Source organism: Sphingomonas sp. (genome assembly GCF_004799495.1).
GTDB lineage: Bacteria > Pseudomonadota > Alphaproteobacteria > Sphingomonadales > Sphingomonadaceae > Sphingomonas.
Genome location: NZ_SSMY01000006.1, coordinates 351,571 through 367,748 on the forward strand (window position 1 = coordinate 351,571; position 16,178 = coordinate 367,748).

Below are 16,178 nucleotides of genomic sequence, written 5' to 3' on the forward strand. Positions count from 1 at the left end.
CTGGGCGCCGTCCGCGCGTAGTGGCGAGCATGCCGCTCGCCGCGGTCCCTGCCTCCGCAACCGACGAGCCACCGACCGACCCGATGCCCGCCAAGCCCGCCAAGCCCCGCCGTTCGTGGCCGCGCCGTATCTTCGGCTGGGTGTGGAAAGGCGCGCTCGGCTTCGTCGTGCTCAGCATCATGTGGGTCGGGCTCTACCGCTTCATCAACCCTCCGGTGACCTTCACGATGCTTGCCGACGGCGTGTCGGGCAACGGCATCGTCAAGAAATGGATGTCGCTCGACGAGATGGAGCCGCGCATGGCGCGCGCCGCGATCGCGGGTGAGGACGGGCGTTTCTGCCTCCACAACGGCTTCGACTTCCGCGCGATCGAGCAAGCGTACAACCGCAACCAGAAGGGCGGGCGCATCCGCGGCGGCTCCACGATCAGCCAGCAGACCGCGAAGAACGTCTTCCTGATCCAAGGCGGCGGATACTTGCGTAAGGCGTTCGAGGCGTATTTCACCTTCCTGATCGAGCATCTGTGGGGCAAGCGCCGGATCATGGAGGTCTACCTCAACGTCGCGGAGACCGGGATCGGCACGTACGGCGCCAATGCCGGGTCGATCCGCTATTTCGGGCACGACGCGTCGCGGATGACCGCGACCGAAGCCGGGCGGCTCGCGGCGGTGTTGCCGCTGCCCAAGAAGCGCGACGCGGTCGATCCGACCGGGTTCGTGCGGCGGCACGGAAATGTCATCGCACGCTATGTTGACATCGTGCAGCGCGACGGGCTGGATAAATGCCTGAGATAAAGTCCCTCTCCATTTGGGAGAAGGAGGGAGGCGCGTAGCGCCGGAAGGGTGAGGGCAGATCGATGCCGTTTCGACTCTGCCCTCACCCCTCGCCGCTTCGCGGCTCGACCCTCTCCCGATGGGAGAGGGTTAGAAGGGCAATTTGAACCCCGGCGGTAAGGGCAAACCCTGCGTCATCTTCGCCATCGCCTCGCCCGAAGCCGCATCGGCCTTCGCCCGCGCGTCGTTGAACGCGGCGACGATCAAATCCTCGAGCATCTGCTTTTCGGACACCTGCACCAGCGAATCGTCGATCGCGATGCCGATGATCCGGCCCTTCGCCGACGCCTTCACCTTGACGAGCCCACCGCCCGACGCGCCCTCGACCTCGATCTGGTCGAGCCCGTCCTGCGCCTTGGCGAGCTCCGCCTGGACGTTTTGCGCCATCGCCATGATGTCTTCGAGATTGTTCACGATGCTTCCTTGCTCCAGTTTTCGAGTACCGCATCTGGGAACGCTTCAAACGCGGCTTTGACGATCGGGGTTTCGAGGATGTCGGCGCGTTCCGCCTCTTCCGCAGCCTTCCTCCGCTCCGATAGCGTCGCCTCGCCCTCCGCATCCTCGGTCGCGATCTTCCATTTGACGCCGGTCAGTTCCTGCAACCGCGCGGCCAGTTGCGCCGGCAAATCGGCGGGTAACGGCCGCTGGGTGCTGAGCGTCAGTTCGGGCGGCGCGTAGCGCACCGGCCGCGCATTGGCGTTGAGGTGCGACAGGAGCGAACCGCCCCCGTTGCGCTGGATGAGCGCGACCATGTCGGCGAAGGTAGCCGGCAGTGCCTGAACCGGCGCGGCGGCAGGCGCCGAGGCACCGACGGTTGGCGCGGCGATAGTGGGCGCCGCCCCGGTCGCGATCTGCCGCACCAGTTCGCCGGGATCGGGCAGACTGGAAGCATGGACGACACGGAGCAGCGCCATTTCGCCCGCCTCGATCGGCAGTGCCGCGCGCCCGACCTCGTCATGCCCCTTGAGCAGCAATTGCCATAGCCGGTGGAGCGCCGGGAACGACAGCCCGCGCGCCCAGCCCTGATAGGCTTCGCGTTCTTCGGCCGATTGCGCTGGGTCCGCGTCGCCGCCGAGCTTGGCGAGCGTTGTCGCATGCACCGTTTCGAGCAACCCGCGCAGCACCGATTGCGGATCGACTCCGAGATCGTATTGCGTGCGCAAAGCGCCAAGCGCTCCGGGCGCATCGCTCGCCAACAACAATCCGAACAGGTCGCGGATCGCGGCGCGGTCGCTCAAGCCCAGCATCGTGCGCACCGCCGGCGCGGTCACACCACCGCCCTCCATCCCGGCATGCGCGATCGCCTGGTCGAGGATCGACAGCCCATCGCGCGCGGACCCGTCCGCCGCGCGCGCGATCAGCGCCAGCGCCTCGGGCTCGGCCTCGGCACCTTCGAGTTCGGAAACATGCGCGAAATGCGCCGCGAGCTTGTCCGCCGGGATGCGCCGCAGGTCGAACCGCTGGCACCGCGACAGCACCGTCACCGGCACCTTCTGCACTTCGGTCGTCGCGAGCAGAAACTTCACATGTTCAGGTGGTTCTTCCAATGTCTTCAGAAGCGCATTGAACGCGTTCTTCGACAGCATATGAACTTCGTCGATGATGTAGATCTTGAACCGCGCGCCGAACGCCGCCAGCCGCGCCGCGTCGATCACCGCGCGCATGTCGTCGACGCCGGTGTGCGACGCCGCGTCCATCTCGATCACGTCGATGTTACGCCCCTCGGCGATCGAGACACACGGCTCGCACACTCCGCACGGGTCGATCGTCGGCCCGCCCTGCCCGTCCGGGCCGATGCAATTGAGCGCCTTGGCGATCAGCCGCGCCGTGCTGGTCTTACCCACCCCGCGCACCCCGGTGAGCAGGAACGCATGCGCCAGCCGCCCACGCCGAATCGCGTTGGCCAGCGTCTGGACCATCGCGTCTTGGCCGATGAGCTGGTCGAAATTCTGCGGTCGGTATTTGCGCGCGAGGACGCGATACGCGGTGTTGTCGGGCTGCGGCGGCTCGCCGAGGTCGAGGAAGGAGTCGTCGGACATCGACTCCTATCTAGGCACGGCAGCCCGCGATGTCGAAGCCTGTTAACGCCAGCGACGATGCCAGCGGTAACCCCGGCCCCGCCAGCGAAAATCGTGGCGGTAACCGTAGGCGTAGCGCGGGCGGTAATAGGAGCGGCGCCAGGTGTAGCGGTACGACGGACGGTAATAGCGGCTTGGCCACGCCGTGCGGTAGCCCGGGCGGTAGGCGTAGCGGTAATGGCGGTATTGTTGCGTGGTCGGCGCGGCGGTGCCCGACGTGACGGTAACGGTAGGCCGGGCGAGCGTCATTTCGGCGGCGGACGGGGTTGCGGCGAAACCGGCGAGCGCGAGGACGCCGATCAGGACAGCTGTCAAACGCATCACGTTACTCCTGCTGTTATGCGCGGGAGTGTGCGCTTGAATAAGTGGGTGATCAAGAGCGGGAGCGCCGCGGCAAAGCCGCGTCGGACGGGCTTCCAGCCCGCCGTCCGCGCTCACGTCGCGCTGCGACGCTCGCGGTGGGAGCCGGAACGACCCGTGGCGAAATCGTTGTGGCTGCTGCCTTCCGGCCCTGACCAGGTTGGCGACGACCACGTCCGCCCGACTCCCGCCGCGCATATGGCGGAGTCGGGCAGTGTTTTCAAGCGGCTGACGGCGGGTCAGCGGGCCCAGTGGCACTCGCGGTGGCGCCACTTGCCGTGTCCCGTCCAATGACACACCTCGCGCCCGTGACGGTGCCAGCCCTTCGCGCTGGCGGCAGTCGACGTGACGGCGGAAGCAACAAACGCTCCCGCGGCAAGGATTGCCAGGATTTTCATCGGTATCTCTCCCAGTGTTTTTTCGCCCTCCGGCGACCGTGGAGAGCTACCACGCGGGAGTCGTTGCTCGAACGCAATAATTGTAACGATTTGTCACAGGGAGGGAGTTACCGCCCGACCCCACGGCTGGGAGCCGGGCGGCAGTCAACAGCGTGCGGTTACCACCGTACGCGCGTGTTGCGGCAGGTCCGGACCTTCCTGCCATGATGCCACCGCACGGTGCAGACTCGCTTCATGTGCCAGCCGCGGCGCGGTGCCGCGCGCTTGATCACGACGCGCGTCGTCGTCACCGGCGTTGTCGTCGTCGTCGTGCGCGTGTGCACGGTTGTCCTGGTCTGCGCGTCCGCCACGGCCGGCAGCATTGCCGCACCGGCCGCGAGCGCCGCACCGATAAAGATCATCTTCATGCGATTTCTCCTCTTACCTGAATCCCCCCGATGCCGTCCAAACGGACAAACGTCGGGCTCGTTCCGTGAACGAAATGTCCGGCGGGATCGGCCGTAATCGTCGGTCAACGACCGCGCATGTTCCGCGATTCGGGCGGGATCCGCACCGTGATGGCGTCGATCGCGTCGAGCCAGATCTGGCACGACAGCCGGCTGTAGCGCGTCGCGCCGGCGGCCAGGTCGAGCATGTCCTCCTCCTCCTCGACCGCGCGCGGCAACCGGTCGAAGTCGGCGGGATCGACGATCACGTGGCAGGTCGAACACGCCATTTGGCCCTCGCAGGTCCCCTCGAGCGGCTCACCGGCATTCTGCGCCACGTCGAGCAAGCGGTCGCCGGGCCGCGATTGGACCTCGCGCCGCGTCCCGTCGCGTTCGATGAAGGTGACGCGAGTCACGCCGCGATCCGTTGCGCACGCGCCGCGGCGTCGATCCGGGTGAGCGCGTCGGCCAACTCGGCTTCGGTCGTGTAGCGCCCGAAGCCGATCCGGATGCTCGATTTCGCTTCGGCATCGCTCAGCCCGATCGCCCGTAGGGCATGGCTCGGCCGCCCCGATCCGCTGGCGCAGGCCGAACCGGCCGAAAAAGCGATGTCGCGCAGGTCCGACATCAACCGCGCGACGTCCAGGCCGTCGCGACGGACGTTGAGGTTGCCGTGATAGCGGTGATCGGTCGATCCGTTGATCGTCCAGTCCGGCAAAAGCTCGATGGCCACGCGCCACAGCCGTTCGACGTGCGCGGCGCCCGCGTCGCGCTGGCTGGCCATCAAGTCGGCGGCCACGCCGAACCCCGCGCACAAGGCCGGCGAGAGCGTCCCCGACCGGCCGCCTTCCTGATCGCCCCCGTGCAGCAGCGGCGCGAGGTCGACGCCATCGCGGATCCACAACGCACCGATCCCTTTGGGCCCGTAAATCTTGTGGGCGGAAAGCGCGATCAGGTCGCAGGCTTCAGGGATCGGCACGCGGCCATAGCCCTGCACCGCGTCGCACAGGAACAGCGCGCCCGCTGCGTGCGCCAGCGCGGCGAGTTCGGCGACGGGCTGGATAACGCCGATCTCGTTGTTGACCAGCATCGCCGCGACCAGCTTAACCCCGAGCCGGATCGCCGTTCGGGCCGCATCGAGGTCTATCAGTCCGTCGCGCCCGACCGGCAGGGTCGTGGCGTCGCCCACCGCAGCGACGGTGTCGAGCACCGCGGCATGCTCGGTCGCGAGCGTCACGACTGGTCCGCCCACACCCTTGATCGCCCAGTTGAGCGCCTCGGTTGCGCCGCCGGTGAACGCGACACGTCCGCCAGCGGGTAGCAACGCGGCAACCTGCTCGCGCGCCACCTCGACCGCCGCCCTTGCCGCGCGGCCCTCGCGGTGCGCCGAATGCGGGTTGGCGTGCTGGTCCCTGAGCCACGGCAGCATCGCCTCGAACGCCTCGGGCGCGAGGGGGGCGGTCGCCTGGTAATCGAGATAGGTCACGCCGCCTGCGCCCGGCCCGCCGCGATCTCGCGCCACACCGCGATGAACGCGTCGAGATCGGCCTGCGTGGTCGATCGCCCGAAACTGACGCGCACGACTTCCTGCGACGCCGTCATGCCCCAGCCCATCGCTGTCAGGACATGGCTCGGCTTCATGCTCCCGCTGGCGCACGCGCTGCCCGCCGACACCGCGATCCCGGCCATATCGAAGCGGATCAATTGCGTCGTCGAGTTCACCCCGGGCATGCGGTATGACCCGATCGCCGGATGTCGCAACGCCGCGGCCCGCACCGGTTCGCCGCCGAGTGGCGTCAAGGCGTCGTCGAGATAGCGGCGCAGTTCGGCGTAGCGCAGGACATCCTCCCGTTCGGCTAGCGCGGCGGCGTAGCCGAGGATCGCGGGCACGTTCTCCGTCCCCGGGCGATACCCCCGCTCCTGCCCCCCGGTCGGGTCGAGCGTCGCGAGATCGCGCACCAAGAGCGCCCCGACCCCGATCGGCCCGCCACGCTTGTGCGCCGACAAAGCGACGAAATCCGCGTGCCGCGCGACGTCGCGGTCGGTCCCCGCGGGCATCTGTGCGGCGTCGACGAGCAGCAAATGACCCGCGGCATGGATTTGCTCGGCGAGCGCGGCGATCGGCTGGCGGATGCCGGTCTCGCTGTTGCACCATTGGACTGCGACGACCGCCCGGCCCTCGCCCAACATCGCCACATCGAGCGCCCCGGTATCGACGATTCCGTCCGCACCGACCTCCACCAACGCGATGTCATACGCCGCGCGCAGCACTGCATCGTGCTCGACCGCGCTCGCCAGCCGCCGCTCGACCGCACTCCGCGTCAGCGCGATGCTGAGCGATTCGCTCGCCCCGCTCGTGAACAGCATCTCCCCGACCCAGCCATAGGCCGCCGCGACCTCTCCGCGCGCCGCCTCCAGCGCCGCCTTCGCCGCGCGCCCCTCGGCATGTGGTGACGACGGATTCGCCCAGCGCGCGAACCCCTCCGCCATCGCCTCGCGCGCCGCGGGCAGCAGCGGCGTGGTCGCGGCATGATCCAAGTAAATGCGAGTGCTCACGAGTCCGATTCGTTTGAATTGCGCAAAAACGCTTCCTGCCTATATAGCGCGCAACCTTTCCCGCCACACCGGCGGCGCCAAATCGTTCGTCAGGATAATATGCCCGAAGTCATCTTTCCCGGTCCCGAAGGCCGTCTCGAAGGCCGTTTCGCCCCCGGCCCCAAGCCGCGCGCGCCGGTCGCGATGATCCTCCATCCGCACCCGCAGGCGATGGGCACGATGAACAACCGCATCGTGATGGAACTGTACAAGACGTTCCAGCGCCGCGGTTTCGCGACGCTGCGCTTCAACTTCCGCGGCGTCGGCAAGAGCCAGGGCACGTTCGACAACGGCATCGGCGAGCTGAGCGACGCGGCGTCGGCGCTCGATTGGGTGCAGAGCTTCCACCCCGAAGCCTCGACCACCTGGATCGCCGGGGTCAGCTTCGGCGCGTGGATCGGCATGCAGCTGCTGATGCGCCGCCCCGAAATCCGCGGCTTCATCTCGGTCGCGCCGCCGGCCAACCTCTACGACTTCACCTTCCTCGCGCCGTGCCCGGCGAGCGGCATCCTGATCGCCGGCGAGAATGACGAAGTCGCGACCCCGGTCGCGATCCAGAAGCTGGTCGATAAATTGCGCACCCAGCGCCACATCACGATCCACCACGACACGATCCCGAAGGCGAACCACTTCTTCGAGCACGAGATGCCGGAGTTGATGGGGAGCGTGGACAAGTATCTGGATATGCGGCTCGACCCGAATTCGCCGATCAGGTGACGCGCCCGCCTCAGCTCGCGAGTTGATCCATGCGGCATTGGCGCGGCGCCTTGTCGGGGCGCCAGCGCAGAAACTTGGTCCCGTGGCGAAACCGGTCGCCGGTGACGTGGTCGAACAGCACTTCGGCGACGAGCTCGGGCTTGAGCGGCCGCCAGTCGGCCGACCGGTCGTTCGACCACCGGCTCGGGCCGCCGGGCGCGTTGCCGGTGAAGCCCGGCGCTTCGATCAGCGCTTCCAGCTGCGGTGTCAGCGCGCGGCGGTCGTTCACACTCAATGACGAGGTATAGCCGACATGGTTCAGCCTGCCGGCGCTATCGTATAGCCCGAGCAATAGCGATCCGACGATGTCGTCGCCGCTCGCGTAGCGGAAGCCGCCGACGACACAATCGGCCGTACGCCGCCGCTTGACCTTCACCATCGCGCGCTCGCCGGGAAGGTATGTGAGGTCCAGGCGCTTGGCGACGACGCCGTCGGTATCGCCGCCGCTCTGACTCAGCCATTTCCGCGCGTCGGCGATGCGCGAGGTTTGCGGCGACAGGCGAATATCGTCGCGCTCCCATTCGGCGATCAGGCTTTCGAGCGCCGTGCGTCGTATCGCGAACGCTTCGTCGACCAGCGACACCTTATTCTTCAGGCAATCGAACAGGATATATCGCGCCGGCGTCTCGGCGGACAGTCGCCGGATGCGGCTTTCGGCGGGGTGCAGCCGCGCCTGGAGCGCCGAAAACGACAATGTGCCCGCGACCTCGACGACCAATTCCCCGTCGAGGATGCAATCGGCCGCGCGAGTCGCCGCGAGGCTGGCGGCCACCTCCGGAAAATAGCGGTCCAGCCGCTTGCCGGACTTGGAATAGAGCTCGACCGAGTTCGCTTCGATGCGGGCGATGCAGCGAAAGCCATCCCATTTCGGCTCGTAGCGCCATTCCGGCCCGACCGGTAGGTCGGTCGCCGAACGGGCCTCCATCGGTTCGATATTAGACGGAATGTCGATCGGCTTGACCACGGCCCCCTAACGCTCGAGGGGCCCGCCGGTCTCCTCGCTATAGCGTCCCGAGCCAAACATTGCCTACGAGGACCAGCGCCATCACCACCATCAGCACGCCCTTGGTCCGCGTATCCGGTCGCAGCGTTAGCCTCACCCCGAAAAACGCCAGCACGAACGCCGCGATCATCGCGATCGCGGGGGCGGCTTGTTCGAGGCCGGTCATGACTCGCTGAGCGCCGGTATGGCGGGCGCTTCCGCCGGCTCGGGCGCGAGGGCCTTCGCATAAGCATCCACATCGACGTTGCCGCCCGACAGGACCACCAGCATCCCCGCCTCCGCCGCGACCTTACCGGCCAACAGCGCCGCCAGCGCGACCGCGCCGCCCGGCTCGATCACCAGATGCAGCACGCTCGCTGCCCAGCGTTGCGCCGCGCGCACCTCGGCCTCGCTGACCGCCACGCCCGTCGCATCGCGGCGCGCGAGCACCTCAAAGGTCAGCGGCGACACCTCCGGCGTCTGGAGTGCATCGCAAGCAGTGGCCGGCGGGTTGGGGCCGACCGGCTCGATCCAGCTCGCCTCGAGACTACGGCGCATGTCGTCCCAGCCTTCGGGCTCGACCACTGTGATCTTGGCCTCGCTGAGCCCCAGCGCGATCCCCGACGCCAGCCCTCCGCCGCCGCACGGCACGACGACATGGCTCGGCTCGCCCAGCCCCATCGCCTCCATCTGGCGCCGCGCCTCGATCCCGACGCTGCCCTGCCCTTCGATGATCCACGGATCGTCGAAGCTCGGCACCAGCGTCGCGCCGCGCGCCTCGGCCAAGGCAGACGCAATCGCGACCCGATCCTCACCCGCCGCGCGGTCGTACAGCACCACCTCCGCCCCCAGCGCGAGCGTGCCGTCGCGCTTTGCCTTGGGCGCATCGGCGGGCATCACGATCGTCGCGGGCATCCCCAGCCGCTTCGCTGCCCAGGCGACCCCCTGCGCGTGATTCCCCGACGAAAAGGCGACTACGCCCTTTCGCCGTTGATCGTCATCAAGCGCGGTCAGCCGGTGCCATGCGCCGCGCAGCTTGAATGCGCCGATCGGTTGCAAGGATTCGGCCTTGAACGCCACCGTCATGCCGTTGAAATCGTGTGTGAAAAGCGGCGTGGGCGGCAGGATCGCGGCGATCTTCGCCGCGGCGTCCCGCACCCCCGCCCGTGTCGGCTGTCGCACGATGGTCACGTCCCGCCTCCGTCCATAAAAAACCGCTTTACGTGGGGGTCCATGGACCCTATCTGCCCGCTTCCCGCTGCCCCATGGGACTTCCAACCGCAAGGCAGCATTTGTTGAACGACGGCGCAAGCCACTTGGAGGTCCCTTGAATTGCATCAGCATCATAACGCGCTGGGGCTAGCTGCCTCCCGACCGGTGGCCCCGGTCACGCTCATTCGTCCGCATGCGGCCGCCCGCGCCGCCCGATTCTTCGTGGAGAAGTTTCCGGGCCGGTCGATGTATGCGGTGAAGGCCAATCCGTCGCCCGAACTCCTGCAGATCCTGTGGGACAGCGGGATCACGCATTACGACGTCGCCTCGCTCAACGAGGTGCGGCTGGTCGCACACACGCTGCCGCAGGCGACTTTGTGCTTCATGCACCCGGTCAAGGCCGAGGAAGCGATCGCGCAGGCCTATTTCGAGCATGGCTGCCGCACGTTCAGCCTCGATTCGATGGACGAGCTCGACAAGATCGTGCGCGCGACGGCCAAGAACGGCGTCGCCGCAACCGACCTGACGCTGTGCGTGCGGCTGCGCGTGTCGTCGGAGCATTCGAAGCTCAGCCTCGCGTCGAAGTTCGGCGCCGGCCCCGAAGAAGTTGGCGACCTGCTCATGGCGACTCGCCAGGCGGCGGACGCGCTCGGCATCTGCTTTCATGTCGGCAGCCAGGCGATGACGCCCGACGCCTATGGCCAGGCGATGGAACGCGTGCGCGCCGCGATCGTCAGTGCCGCGGTGACGGTCGACGTGATCGACGTCGGTGGCGGCTTCCCCTCGACTTATCCGGGGATGGAGCCGCCCCCGCTCGAGGCGTATTTCGACACGATCCACCGCGCGTTCGAATCGCTGCCGGTCAGCTATTCGTCCGAACTGTGGTGCGAGCCCGGCCGCGCTTTGTGCGCCGAATACAGCTCGATCATCGTCCGCGTCGAGAAGCGCCGTGGCGACGAATTGTTCATCAACGACGGTGCGTACGGCGCGTTGTTCGACGCCGCGCATATCAGCTGGCGTTTTCCGGTCACGCTGCTGCGCGAGCCCGACAGCCGCGCGAAGGACATGCCATTCTCGTTCTACGGCCCGACCTGCGATGATCTCGATCACATGACCGGGCCGTTCATGCTGCCGGCGGACGTGCAGGCGGGCGACTATCTCGAAATCGGGATGCTCGGTGCGTACGGCACCGCGATGCGCACCGCGTTCAACGGGTTCGGATCGGACGAAACGGTGATCGTCGCGGACGAGCCGATGGCGTCGCTCTACACGAGCGAGGAGCGCGAGGTCGCGTCGAACGTCGTAACGCTGTAACGGCTTATCTCTAGCGAATTGGGCGGCGCGCCGTGGTGCGCCGCCCCAACGGGTTTTCCGCGTCCCCACGAATGACGGCGGCACAAGAATGGGAGCAACCCATGAGCGATACCTTGGTAAAGACCGCCGCGGCGCAGCCGGTGGACACCACCAACCGCAAGGCGGAATTGCTGGCCAAGACGGTCAAGCACATCGACATCAAAAGCTTCGACGCGCGCCCGATCGTCGACGCGATGGCCGACATGAGCTTCACCAGCCGCGACCTCGGCCGCGCGACCAGGATCTACAACGACATGCTCGCCGACAAGGATTGCACGGTGTGCCTGGTGATCGCCGGGTCGACCAGCGCGGGCGGGTGCATGGACCTCTATGCCGAGCTGGTGCGCAACAACATGGTCGACGTCGTGGTCGCGACCGGCGCCACGATCGTCGACATGGATTTCTTCGAAGGGCTTGGCCACAAGCACTATCAAGCACTTGAAATCCCCGACGATGACACGCTCCGCTCGCTGTACATCGACCGCATCTACGATACCTATATCGATGAAGAGCAGCTGCAGGACTGCGACCACACGATCGGTGAGATCGCCAACAGCCTGGAGCCCAAGCCCTATTCGAGCCGCGCGTTTATCCGCGAGATGGGCAAGTATCTGGCGGAGCACGGCAAGAAGGAAAATAGCCTGGTCAAGCTCGCCTACGAGCATGACGTGCCGATCTTCTGCCCGGCATTCGTCGACTCGTCGGCCGGCTTCGGCCTCGTCAAGCACCAGGTTGACCGCGCCAAGGAAGGCAAGCCCTATATGGTGCTCGACGCGATCGCCGATTTCCGCGAGCTCACCGAGATCAAGATTCAGGCGGGTACCACGGGCCTGCTGATGATCGGCGGCGGCGTACCCAAGAACTTCATCCAGGACACCGTCGTCTGCGCCGAAATCCTCGGCCACGAGGACGTCGAGGTGCACAAATATGCGGTGCAGATCACCGTCGCCGACGTGCGCGACGGGGCGTGCTCGTCCTCGACGCTGCAAGAGGCAGCGAGCTGGGGCAAGGTCAATACGGGCATCGAGCAGATGGTGTTCGCCGAAGCCGGATCGGTGATGCCGCTGCTCGCCAGCGACGCCTATCATCGCGGCCACTGGAAGGACCGTGCCAAGCGCGGTTGGGCCAAGCTCTTCGCCTAAACTAGTTGCGATAGCGAACCGACTGAGGCAGCCTTCCCCGACGTAAATCTCGGGGGAGGCTTTTTCATGCACAGCGAAATCCTGAAGCCGGTGGTCGTCCTGATCGCGTGGACGCTCGTCATGCTCGTCTGGCTGGTCGTCACGCGCTTGCCCGCGATGAGGGCGGCGGGGATCGACATTACCAAATTGACCGGCGGCAAGGGTGCCGACGCCGACGGCATACTGCCCGCGAACACGCAATGGAAAGCGCACAACTACAACCATCTGCACGAACAACCGACGCTGTTCTACGCGGTCTGCCTGGTGATCGCGCTGGCCGGGACCGGCGACGGCATGAACGCCTGGATCGCCTGGGCGTACGTGGCGATCCGCGTCGTCCACAGCCTGTGGCAGGCGACGGTCAACAAGGTATCGATCCGCTTCACGCTCTTCGCGCTGGGAACGCTGTGCCTCGTCGCGCTGACGCTCCACGCGGCGATGGCGGTGTTCCACTGGCATGGCTGAAAAGTTCGAACGCCATCGCCAGCCGTGGCGGCAGGACGAGATCCAGAAGCTCCACACGCTCGCCAAAAAGGGCATGGCGCTGAAGGCGATCGCCAAGGCGCTGACTCGCAGCGAGGAATCGGTGAAGGCGCGCGCGAAGGAAGACGGGCTGTCGATCGCGAAGCTGCATTAGGCTCGGCGTAGCGGAATAGCCCCGTTATTCCGCGCCCGGCGCCGAGCCCGGCCGGCGGTGCGCAGCGCCGACCGACGGCGCGGATTCACTCCGCGCCTATTGGCCTTCAGGCGCGGTAGTGTTGCAACTCCGGCGCGACTTTCGTGAGGTTCGCCTCGCGCAGTCGCGCCGCCGCTTCGTCGTAGAAGAACGGCAGAAATGCGTAGCGCTTGCCCTTGGTGACCGGGCGCGCTTCATGGAGCAGCGAGCAGGAGAAGACCGCCGCCCCACCGGTCGGCGCGCGATAGGTGCGCTGGCCGAATTCGGGGAAGCACAGGTCGCCGCCTTCGTATTCGTCGGCGTTCAGGTTGATCGTGCAGGCGAAGCGGCGATGCGCGGTACCGCTCGTCGTGTTGTCGCGGTGCGCGCGAAAATGCCCGCCGCCGTCGGCACTGTCGTAGCATGCGACGAGCAAGCGTTCGATCCGCGTCACCTCGAACTGGAACGCGCGCTTGATCGCGGGCGCGAGCAAGCGGGCGATCCGGGCGTGGATCGCGCGCTGTAGGTCGGGATCCTCGACGAGATGATCCGAGCGCCGCTTGTGGTTATTGTCGAACTGCTCGACCGTCACGCCGTTCACGTCGCGCATGAACCCCGATTCCCGGCCGCCATGCCTGTCATACGAATCGATCAGCCTGCGGCAGAAGTCGGGCTCGAAGATGCGCGGCACGATCAGCACCGGCGCGTGATCGGCCTCTTCGCGCGACGCGACGATGCCGCGCAACGCCGCCATCGCGGCCTCGCCTTGGTCGATCGGGAAACCGCCGACGACGCGCAACGCACGGTCGAGCACGAGCCAGTGCGGGCGATAGCCGGTGTCCGCTTCGCCTTCCCGGAGCGCGTGATACGCGGTGGAGACCGCGCGATCATCGTCGACGAACCAGCGGATGCCCGGCAATTGCTGCCCGATCCTCCGTTCGCTGACGTCGTCGGGGTCGATACTCACGCCGAACAGGCTGGCGCGCTCGTCATCGAACAGGTCGCGGTTGGCGGCCAGCGTCGCCAGCGCGGCGCTCGTCGCGTCGGATGACCCACTGCCGAGAAACAGCATCATGATCGGCCGCCCGGCCGCTGTGTGGAACGCGAACCGCTGATTGCCGTCGAGCGCCTTGGCGTGAAAAAACGGCACCGCCTCGCCGGGGACGAATCTGTTGTCGCTCATGGCGTGGGCATACCCTTGCCGGCGTCAGGCGAACAGCCGCGCCAGGCTTCGGTCGAGTGTGATGAGTTGCCACAACGTCCGGCCATGCTCGGCGCGGCCCGCTCTGTGGTCGGCGGCGATCTTCTCGATCGCGGGGCCGTCGAACCATTGCAGCAATCGCGGCGAGTGCGCGAGGCTCGCCGCCTCGTCGGACAGACTCCCGCGAAACCACGCGCTGATCGGGGTCACGAACCCCATCTTGGGCCGGTAGAGGATGTCTTGCGGGAGGTAGCGTTCCATCGCCTTCTTCATCAGCCACTTGCCCTGCCCGCCCTTGAGCCGCATCGACACGGGCAAGGTCGCGGCGAATTCCATCAGCTTGTAGTCGAGCAGCGGCTCGCGCGCTTCCAGGCTGACCGCCATGCTGGTGCGGTCGACCTTGGTCAGGATGTCGCCGGTCAGCCAGTGCCGAATGTCGGCATATTGCGCGCGGTCGAGCGCGTCGCGCGCCGGAGCATCGCGCATCGTCGCGATGTAGCGATCCTCGGCGCGGTGTCCGCCGAGTTGGCCCCATGCGGCAACGGTGAAGAGCTTTTCGCGCAACGCCGGCGTGGTGACGCCGACCGACCGGGCATAGGCGGTCGCACCATCATCGGCGAGCGCGAGCAACGTCGTCTTGGCGCGGAGCGGCCGCGGCGCCCAATCGGCTTTCGGATAGAGCCGCCCGAGCGTGCCGAACACGGTAGATGACAAGCCGCGCGGCAACAGCGCCCGCACCCGTTCCTCGGCGGCCTGGAATTTGTAGCGGCGGTACCCAGCGAACGCTTCGTCCGCGCCATCGCCCGACAGCGCCACCGTCACTTGCTCGCGCGCGAGTTCGCAGACCCGGAAGGTCGCGAGCGCGGAGGCATCGGCGAAAGGCTCGTCAAACGACGCGGTCAGCCGGTCGAGCAGCGCGAAATCGTCCGCTGCGACCACGCGCTCGCGGTGATCGGCGTGATAACGCCGCGCGATTTCGTCGGCATAGGCGCGCTCGTCGTGCCCAGCCTCCTGGAAGCCGATCGTGCAGGTCTTGACCGCGCCCTTCGACAGTTCCGCCATCAACGCGACGACCGCCGAGCTGTCCACCCCGCCCGACAGAAACGCGCCGAGCGGCACGTCTGACACCATCCGCAGCTTCACCGCCGCGCGCATCCGATCCACTAATTCGGCTTCGAGATCGCGCACGGATCCACTCGCGCGTCGGGTGAAGTCCATATCCCACCAGCGTTGCGGCGCCGGCACCAGCCGCCCGCGCTCGAGCAGCAGGAAATGTGCAGCCGGGAGCTTCTTCACGCCAGCGACGATACAGGCGTCGTCGGGGACGTAGCCGAGCCCCATGAAGTCATCGATCGCGGCGATATCGGGCGAACGGCGGAGCAACGGATGCGCGAGCAGCCCCTTCAGCTCCGACGCGAACGCCACCGACCCGTCGCTCAGTTCGACATAGTGAAGCGGCTTCACCCCCAGCCGGTCGCGCGCGAGAAACAGGCACTGCCGCGCACCATCGTGCAGCGCGAACGCGAACATGCCGTTGAGCCGGTCGAGCATCGCCGGGCCCCACTGCCGCCAGCCGTGGAGCAGCACTTCGGTATCGCCATTGGTGACGAACCGCGCGCCCATCGCCTGCAATTCGGCGCGCACCTCGGCGAAATTGTAGATCTCCCCGTTGTACGTGACGGTCAGATCGCCGTCCTGCATCGGTTGCGGACTGCCCGCGACATCGATGATCGCGAGCCGGCGGTGCCCCAGCCCGACCCCCGGCGCGGTCCACGCCCCTGCCCCGTCGGGGCCACGGTGGGCCTGCGCGTCGGCCATTGCGAGCACGCGCGCGCGATCGACCGGCTTGGGGGTTCCGGGGTGGAAAACCCCGGCGATGCCGCACATTAGGGTCCAAACTCAATTAGGGTGGGGTCGTGACGGAGTCGATTTTGGTGTTGGGCAAGGAGCAAGGAGGGAACGATGCCTCTGCGCATCGTGACCGACGCCTCGACGCCGTCCCAACGCCAAAATCGGCCCGCCGCGAAGCGGTCGCCCGGAGAGGCCCGCTGGATGCGCAGGTCGCCGTGTCCCCCGGACACGGCTAAACCGTCCGGGGGACGGTTTACCTGCGCATCGTCACTTGCTTGCGCGTAGCTTTGGCTACGCG

General features: G+C 67.0%; 18 protein-coding genes and 1 other RNA gene. 6 read left to right on the forward strand and 13 right to left on the reverse strand.

From position 1 onward, the window contains the following. Positions 1–83: 83 nt before the first annotated feature. Positions 84–794: a monofunctional biosynthetic peptidoglycan transglycosylase gene (gene mtgA, locus E7773_RS07605; protein ID WP_293990018.1), complete on the forward strand. Its 711-nt coding sequence runs from the start codon at positions 84–86 to the stop codon at positions 792–794. A 129-nt stretch (positions 795–923) separates the two neighbouring features. On the opposite strand, the gene E7773_RS07610 is transcribed toward mtgA, so the two are convergent. From E7773_RS07610 to E7773_RS07645, 8 genes are all read right to left on the reverse strand, one after another. Beyond that, positions 924–1,247 (reverse strand): YbaB/EbfC family nucleoid-associated protein, encoded by a 324-nt coding sequence (locus E7773_RS07610; RefSeq protein WP_293989969.1) that lies wholly within the window; start codon positions 1,245–1,247, stop codon positions 924–926. Further along, positions 1,244–2,872 carry a DNA polymerase III subunit gamma/tau gene (locus E7773_RS07615; RefSeq protein WP_293989972.1) on the reverse strand — a complete coding sequence of 543 codons (1,629 nt, stop codon included), beginning with the start codon at positions 2,870–2,872 and terminating at the stop codon, positions 1,244–1,246. Before E7773_RS07615 ends, E7773_RS07610 begins: the two co-directional genes overlap by 4 nt. A 42-nt stretch (positions 2,873–2,914) precedes the next feature. Beyond that, entirely contained in the window at positions 2,915–3,232 is a 318-nt protein-coding gene (locus E7773_RS07620) for a hypothetical protein (RefSeq protein ID WP_293989974.1), read from the reverse strand. A gap of 133 nt (positions 3,233–3,365) precedes the next feature. Beyond that, positions 3,366–3,463, reverse strand: an RNA gene (gene ffs / locus E7773_RS07625) — signal recognition particle sRNA small type. A 364-nt stretch (positions 3,464–3,827) separates the two neighbouring features. Then, positions 3,828–4,076 (reverse strand): hypothetical protein, encoded by a 249-nt coding sequence (locus E7773_RS07630; RefSeq protein WP_293989975.1) that lies wholly within the window; start codon positions 4,074–4,076, stop codon positions 3,828–3,830. Positions 4,077–4,180: 104 nt separating this feature from the next. Next, entirely contained in the window at positions 4,181–4,510 is a 330-nt protein-coding gene (locus E7773_RS07635; protein ID WP_293989976.1) for a 2Fe-2S iron-sulfur cluster-binding protein, read from the reverse strand. Next, entirely contained in the window at positions 4,507–5,580 is a 1,074-nt protein-coding gene (locus tag E7773_RS07640; protein WP_293990019.1) for a cysteine desulfurase family protein, read from the reverse strand. Before E7773_RS07640 ends, E7773_RS07635 begins: the two co-directional genes overlap by 4 nt. Beyond that, the gene (locus E7773_RS07645) at positions 5,577–6,650 is read right to left on the reverse strand and encodes an aminotransferase class V-fold PLP-dependent enzyme (protein ID WP_293989977.1); all 1,074 of its coding nucleotides are present in this window, start codon (positions 6,648–6,650) and stop codon (positions 5,577–5,579) included. The genes E7773_RS07640 and E7773_RS07645 overlap by 4 nt, the downstream gene beginning before the upstream one ends. A gap of 99 nt (positions 6,651–6,749) precedes the next feature. On the opposite strand from E7773_RS07645, the gene E7773_RS07650 reads away from it, so the two are divergent. Next, entirely contained in the window at positions 6,750–7,406 is a 657-nt protein-coding gene (locus E7773_RS07650; protein WP_293989979.1) for an alpha/beta hydrolase, read from the forward strand. Between the two features lie 10 nt (positions 7,407–7,416). Here E7773_RS07650 and E7773_RS07655 read toward each other — a convergent pair whose 3' ends face one another. The 3 genes from E7773_RS07655 to E7773_RS07665 are packed head-to-tail and all read right to left on the reverse strand — an operon-like array spanning position 7,417 to position 9,618. Then, on the reverse strand, positions 7,417–8,409 hold the full coding sequence (locus E7773_RS07655) for an ATP-dependent DNA ligase (RefSeq protein ID WP_293989981.1): 993 nt from the start codon (positions 8,407–8,409) through the stop codon (positions 7,417–7,419). 37 nt (positions 8,410–8,446) lie between these two features. Beyond that, positions 8,447–8,614 (reverse strand): hypothetical protein, encoded by a 168-nt coding sequence (locus E7773_RS07660; RefSeq protein ID WP_293989983.1) that lies wholly within the window; start codon positions 8,612–8,614, stop codon positions 8,447–8,449. After that, entirely contained in the window at positions 8,611–9,618 is a 1,008-nt protein-coding gene (locus E7773_RS07665) for a threonine/serine dehydratase (RefSeq protein ID WP_293989985.1), read from the reverse strand. Before E7773_RS07665 ends, E7773_RS07660 begins: the two co-directional genes overlap by 4 nt. A gap of 141 nt (positions 9,619–9,759) precedes the next feature. Here E7773_RS07665 and E7773_RS07670 point away from each other — a divergent pair, with 141 nt between their 5' ends. The 4 genes from E7773_RS07670 (at position 9,760) to E7773_RS07685 (ending at position 12,810) form a co-directional block, all read left to right on the forward strand. Further along, positions 9,760–10,953, forward strand: a complete 1,194-nt coding sequence (locus E7773_RS07670; RefSeq protein WP_293989987.1) for a type III PLP-dependent enzyme — start codon at positions 9,760–9,762, stop codon at positions 10,951–10,953. A 101-nt stretch (positions 10,954–11,054) separates the two neighbouring features. After that, entirely contained in the window at positions 11,055–12,134 is a 1,080-nt protein-coding gene (locus tag E7773_RS07675) for a deoxyhypusine synthase (RefSeq protein ID WP_293989989.1), read from the forward strand. Between the two features lie 66 nt (positions 12,135–12,200). Next, a complete protein-coding gene (locus E7773_RS07680) occupies positions 12,201–12,638 on the forward strand; it encodes an MAPEG family protein (RefSeq protein ID WP_293989991.1) in 438 nt (145 codons plus the stop codon). Continuing rightward, positions 12,631–12,810: a hypothetical protein gene (locus tag E7773_RS07685; protein WP_293989992.1), complete on the forward strand. Its 180-nt coding sequence runs from the start codon at positions 12,631–12,633 to the stop codon at positions 12,808–12,810. The genes E7773_RS07680 and E7773_RS07685 overlap by 8 nt, the downstream gene beginning before the upstream one ends. Before the next feature lie 106 nt (positions 12,811–12,916). Here the strand turns inward: E7773_RS07685 and E7773_RS07690 are convergent, their stop codons facing one another. Continuing rightward, positions 12,917–14,011, reverse strand: coding sequence for a 2OG-Fe(II) oxygenase (locus tag E7773_RS07690; RefSeq protein WP_293989993.1), 1,095 nt, complete (start codon positions 14,009–14,011; stop codon positions 12,917–12,919). A 24-nt stretch (positions 14,012–14,035) separates the two neighbouring features. Continuing rightward, positions 14,036–15,916, reverse strand: a complete 1,881-nt coding sequence (locus E7773_RS07695) for an XrtA/PEP-CTERM system amidotransferase (protein ID WP_293989994.1) — start codon at positions 15,914–15,916, stop codon at positions 14,036–14,038. Positions 15,917–16,178 lie beyond the last annotated feature (262 nt).

Excerpts from the sequence above, each read along its gene's own strand:
- E7773_RS07675 (WP_293989989.1), top strand. The coding sequence starts at position 11,055 with ATGAGCGATACCTTGGTAAAGACCGCCGCGGCGCAGCCGGTGGACACC.
- E7773_RS07695 (WP_293989994.1), bottom strand. The coding sequence starts at position 15,916 with ATGTGCGGCATCGCCGGGGTTTTCCACCCCGGAACCCCCAAGCCGGTC.
- E7773_RS07650 (WP_293989979.1), top strand. The coding sequence starts at position 6,750 with ATGCCCGAAGTCATCTTTCCCGGTCCCGAAGGCCGTCTCGAAGGCCGT.
- E7773_RS07680 (WP_293989991.1), top strand. The coding sequence starts at position 12,201 with ATGCACAGCGAAATCCTGAAGCCGGTGGTCGTCCTGATCGCGTGGACG.
- mtgA (WP_293990018.1), top strand. The coding sequence starts at position 84 with ATGCCCGCCAAGCCCGCCAAGCCCCGCCGTTCGTGGCCGCGCCGTATC.
- E7773_RS07630 (WP_293989975.1), bottom strand. The coding sequence starts at position 4,076 with ATGAAGATGATCTTTATCGGTGCGGCGCTCGCGGCCGGTGCGGCAATG.
- E7773_RS07615 (WP_293989972.1), bottom strand. The coding sequence starts at position 2,872 with ATGTCCGACGACTCCTTCCTCGACCTCGGCGAGCCGCCGCAGCCCGAC.
- E7773_RS07620 (WP_293989974.1), bottom strand. The coding sequence starts at position 3,232 with ATGCGTTTGACAGCTGTCCTGATCGGCGTCCTCGCGCTCGCCGGTTTC.
- E7773_RS07690 (WP_293989993.1), bottom strand. The coding sequence starts at position 14,011 with ATGAGCGACAACAGATTCGTCCCCGGCGAGGCGGTGCCGTTTTTTCAC.
- E7773_RS07685 (WP_293989992.1), top strand. The coding sequence starts at position 12,631 with ATGGCTGAAAAGTTCGAACGCCATCGCCAGCCGTGGCGGCAGGACGAG.
- E7773_RS07660 (WP_293989983.1), bottom strand. The coding sequence starts at position 8,614 with ATGACCGGCCTCGAACAAGCCGCCCCCGCGATCGCGATGATCGCGGCG.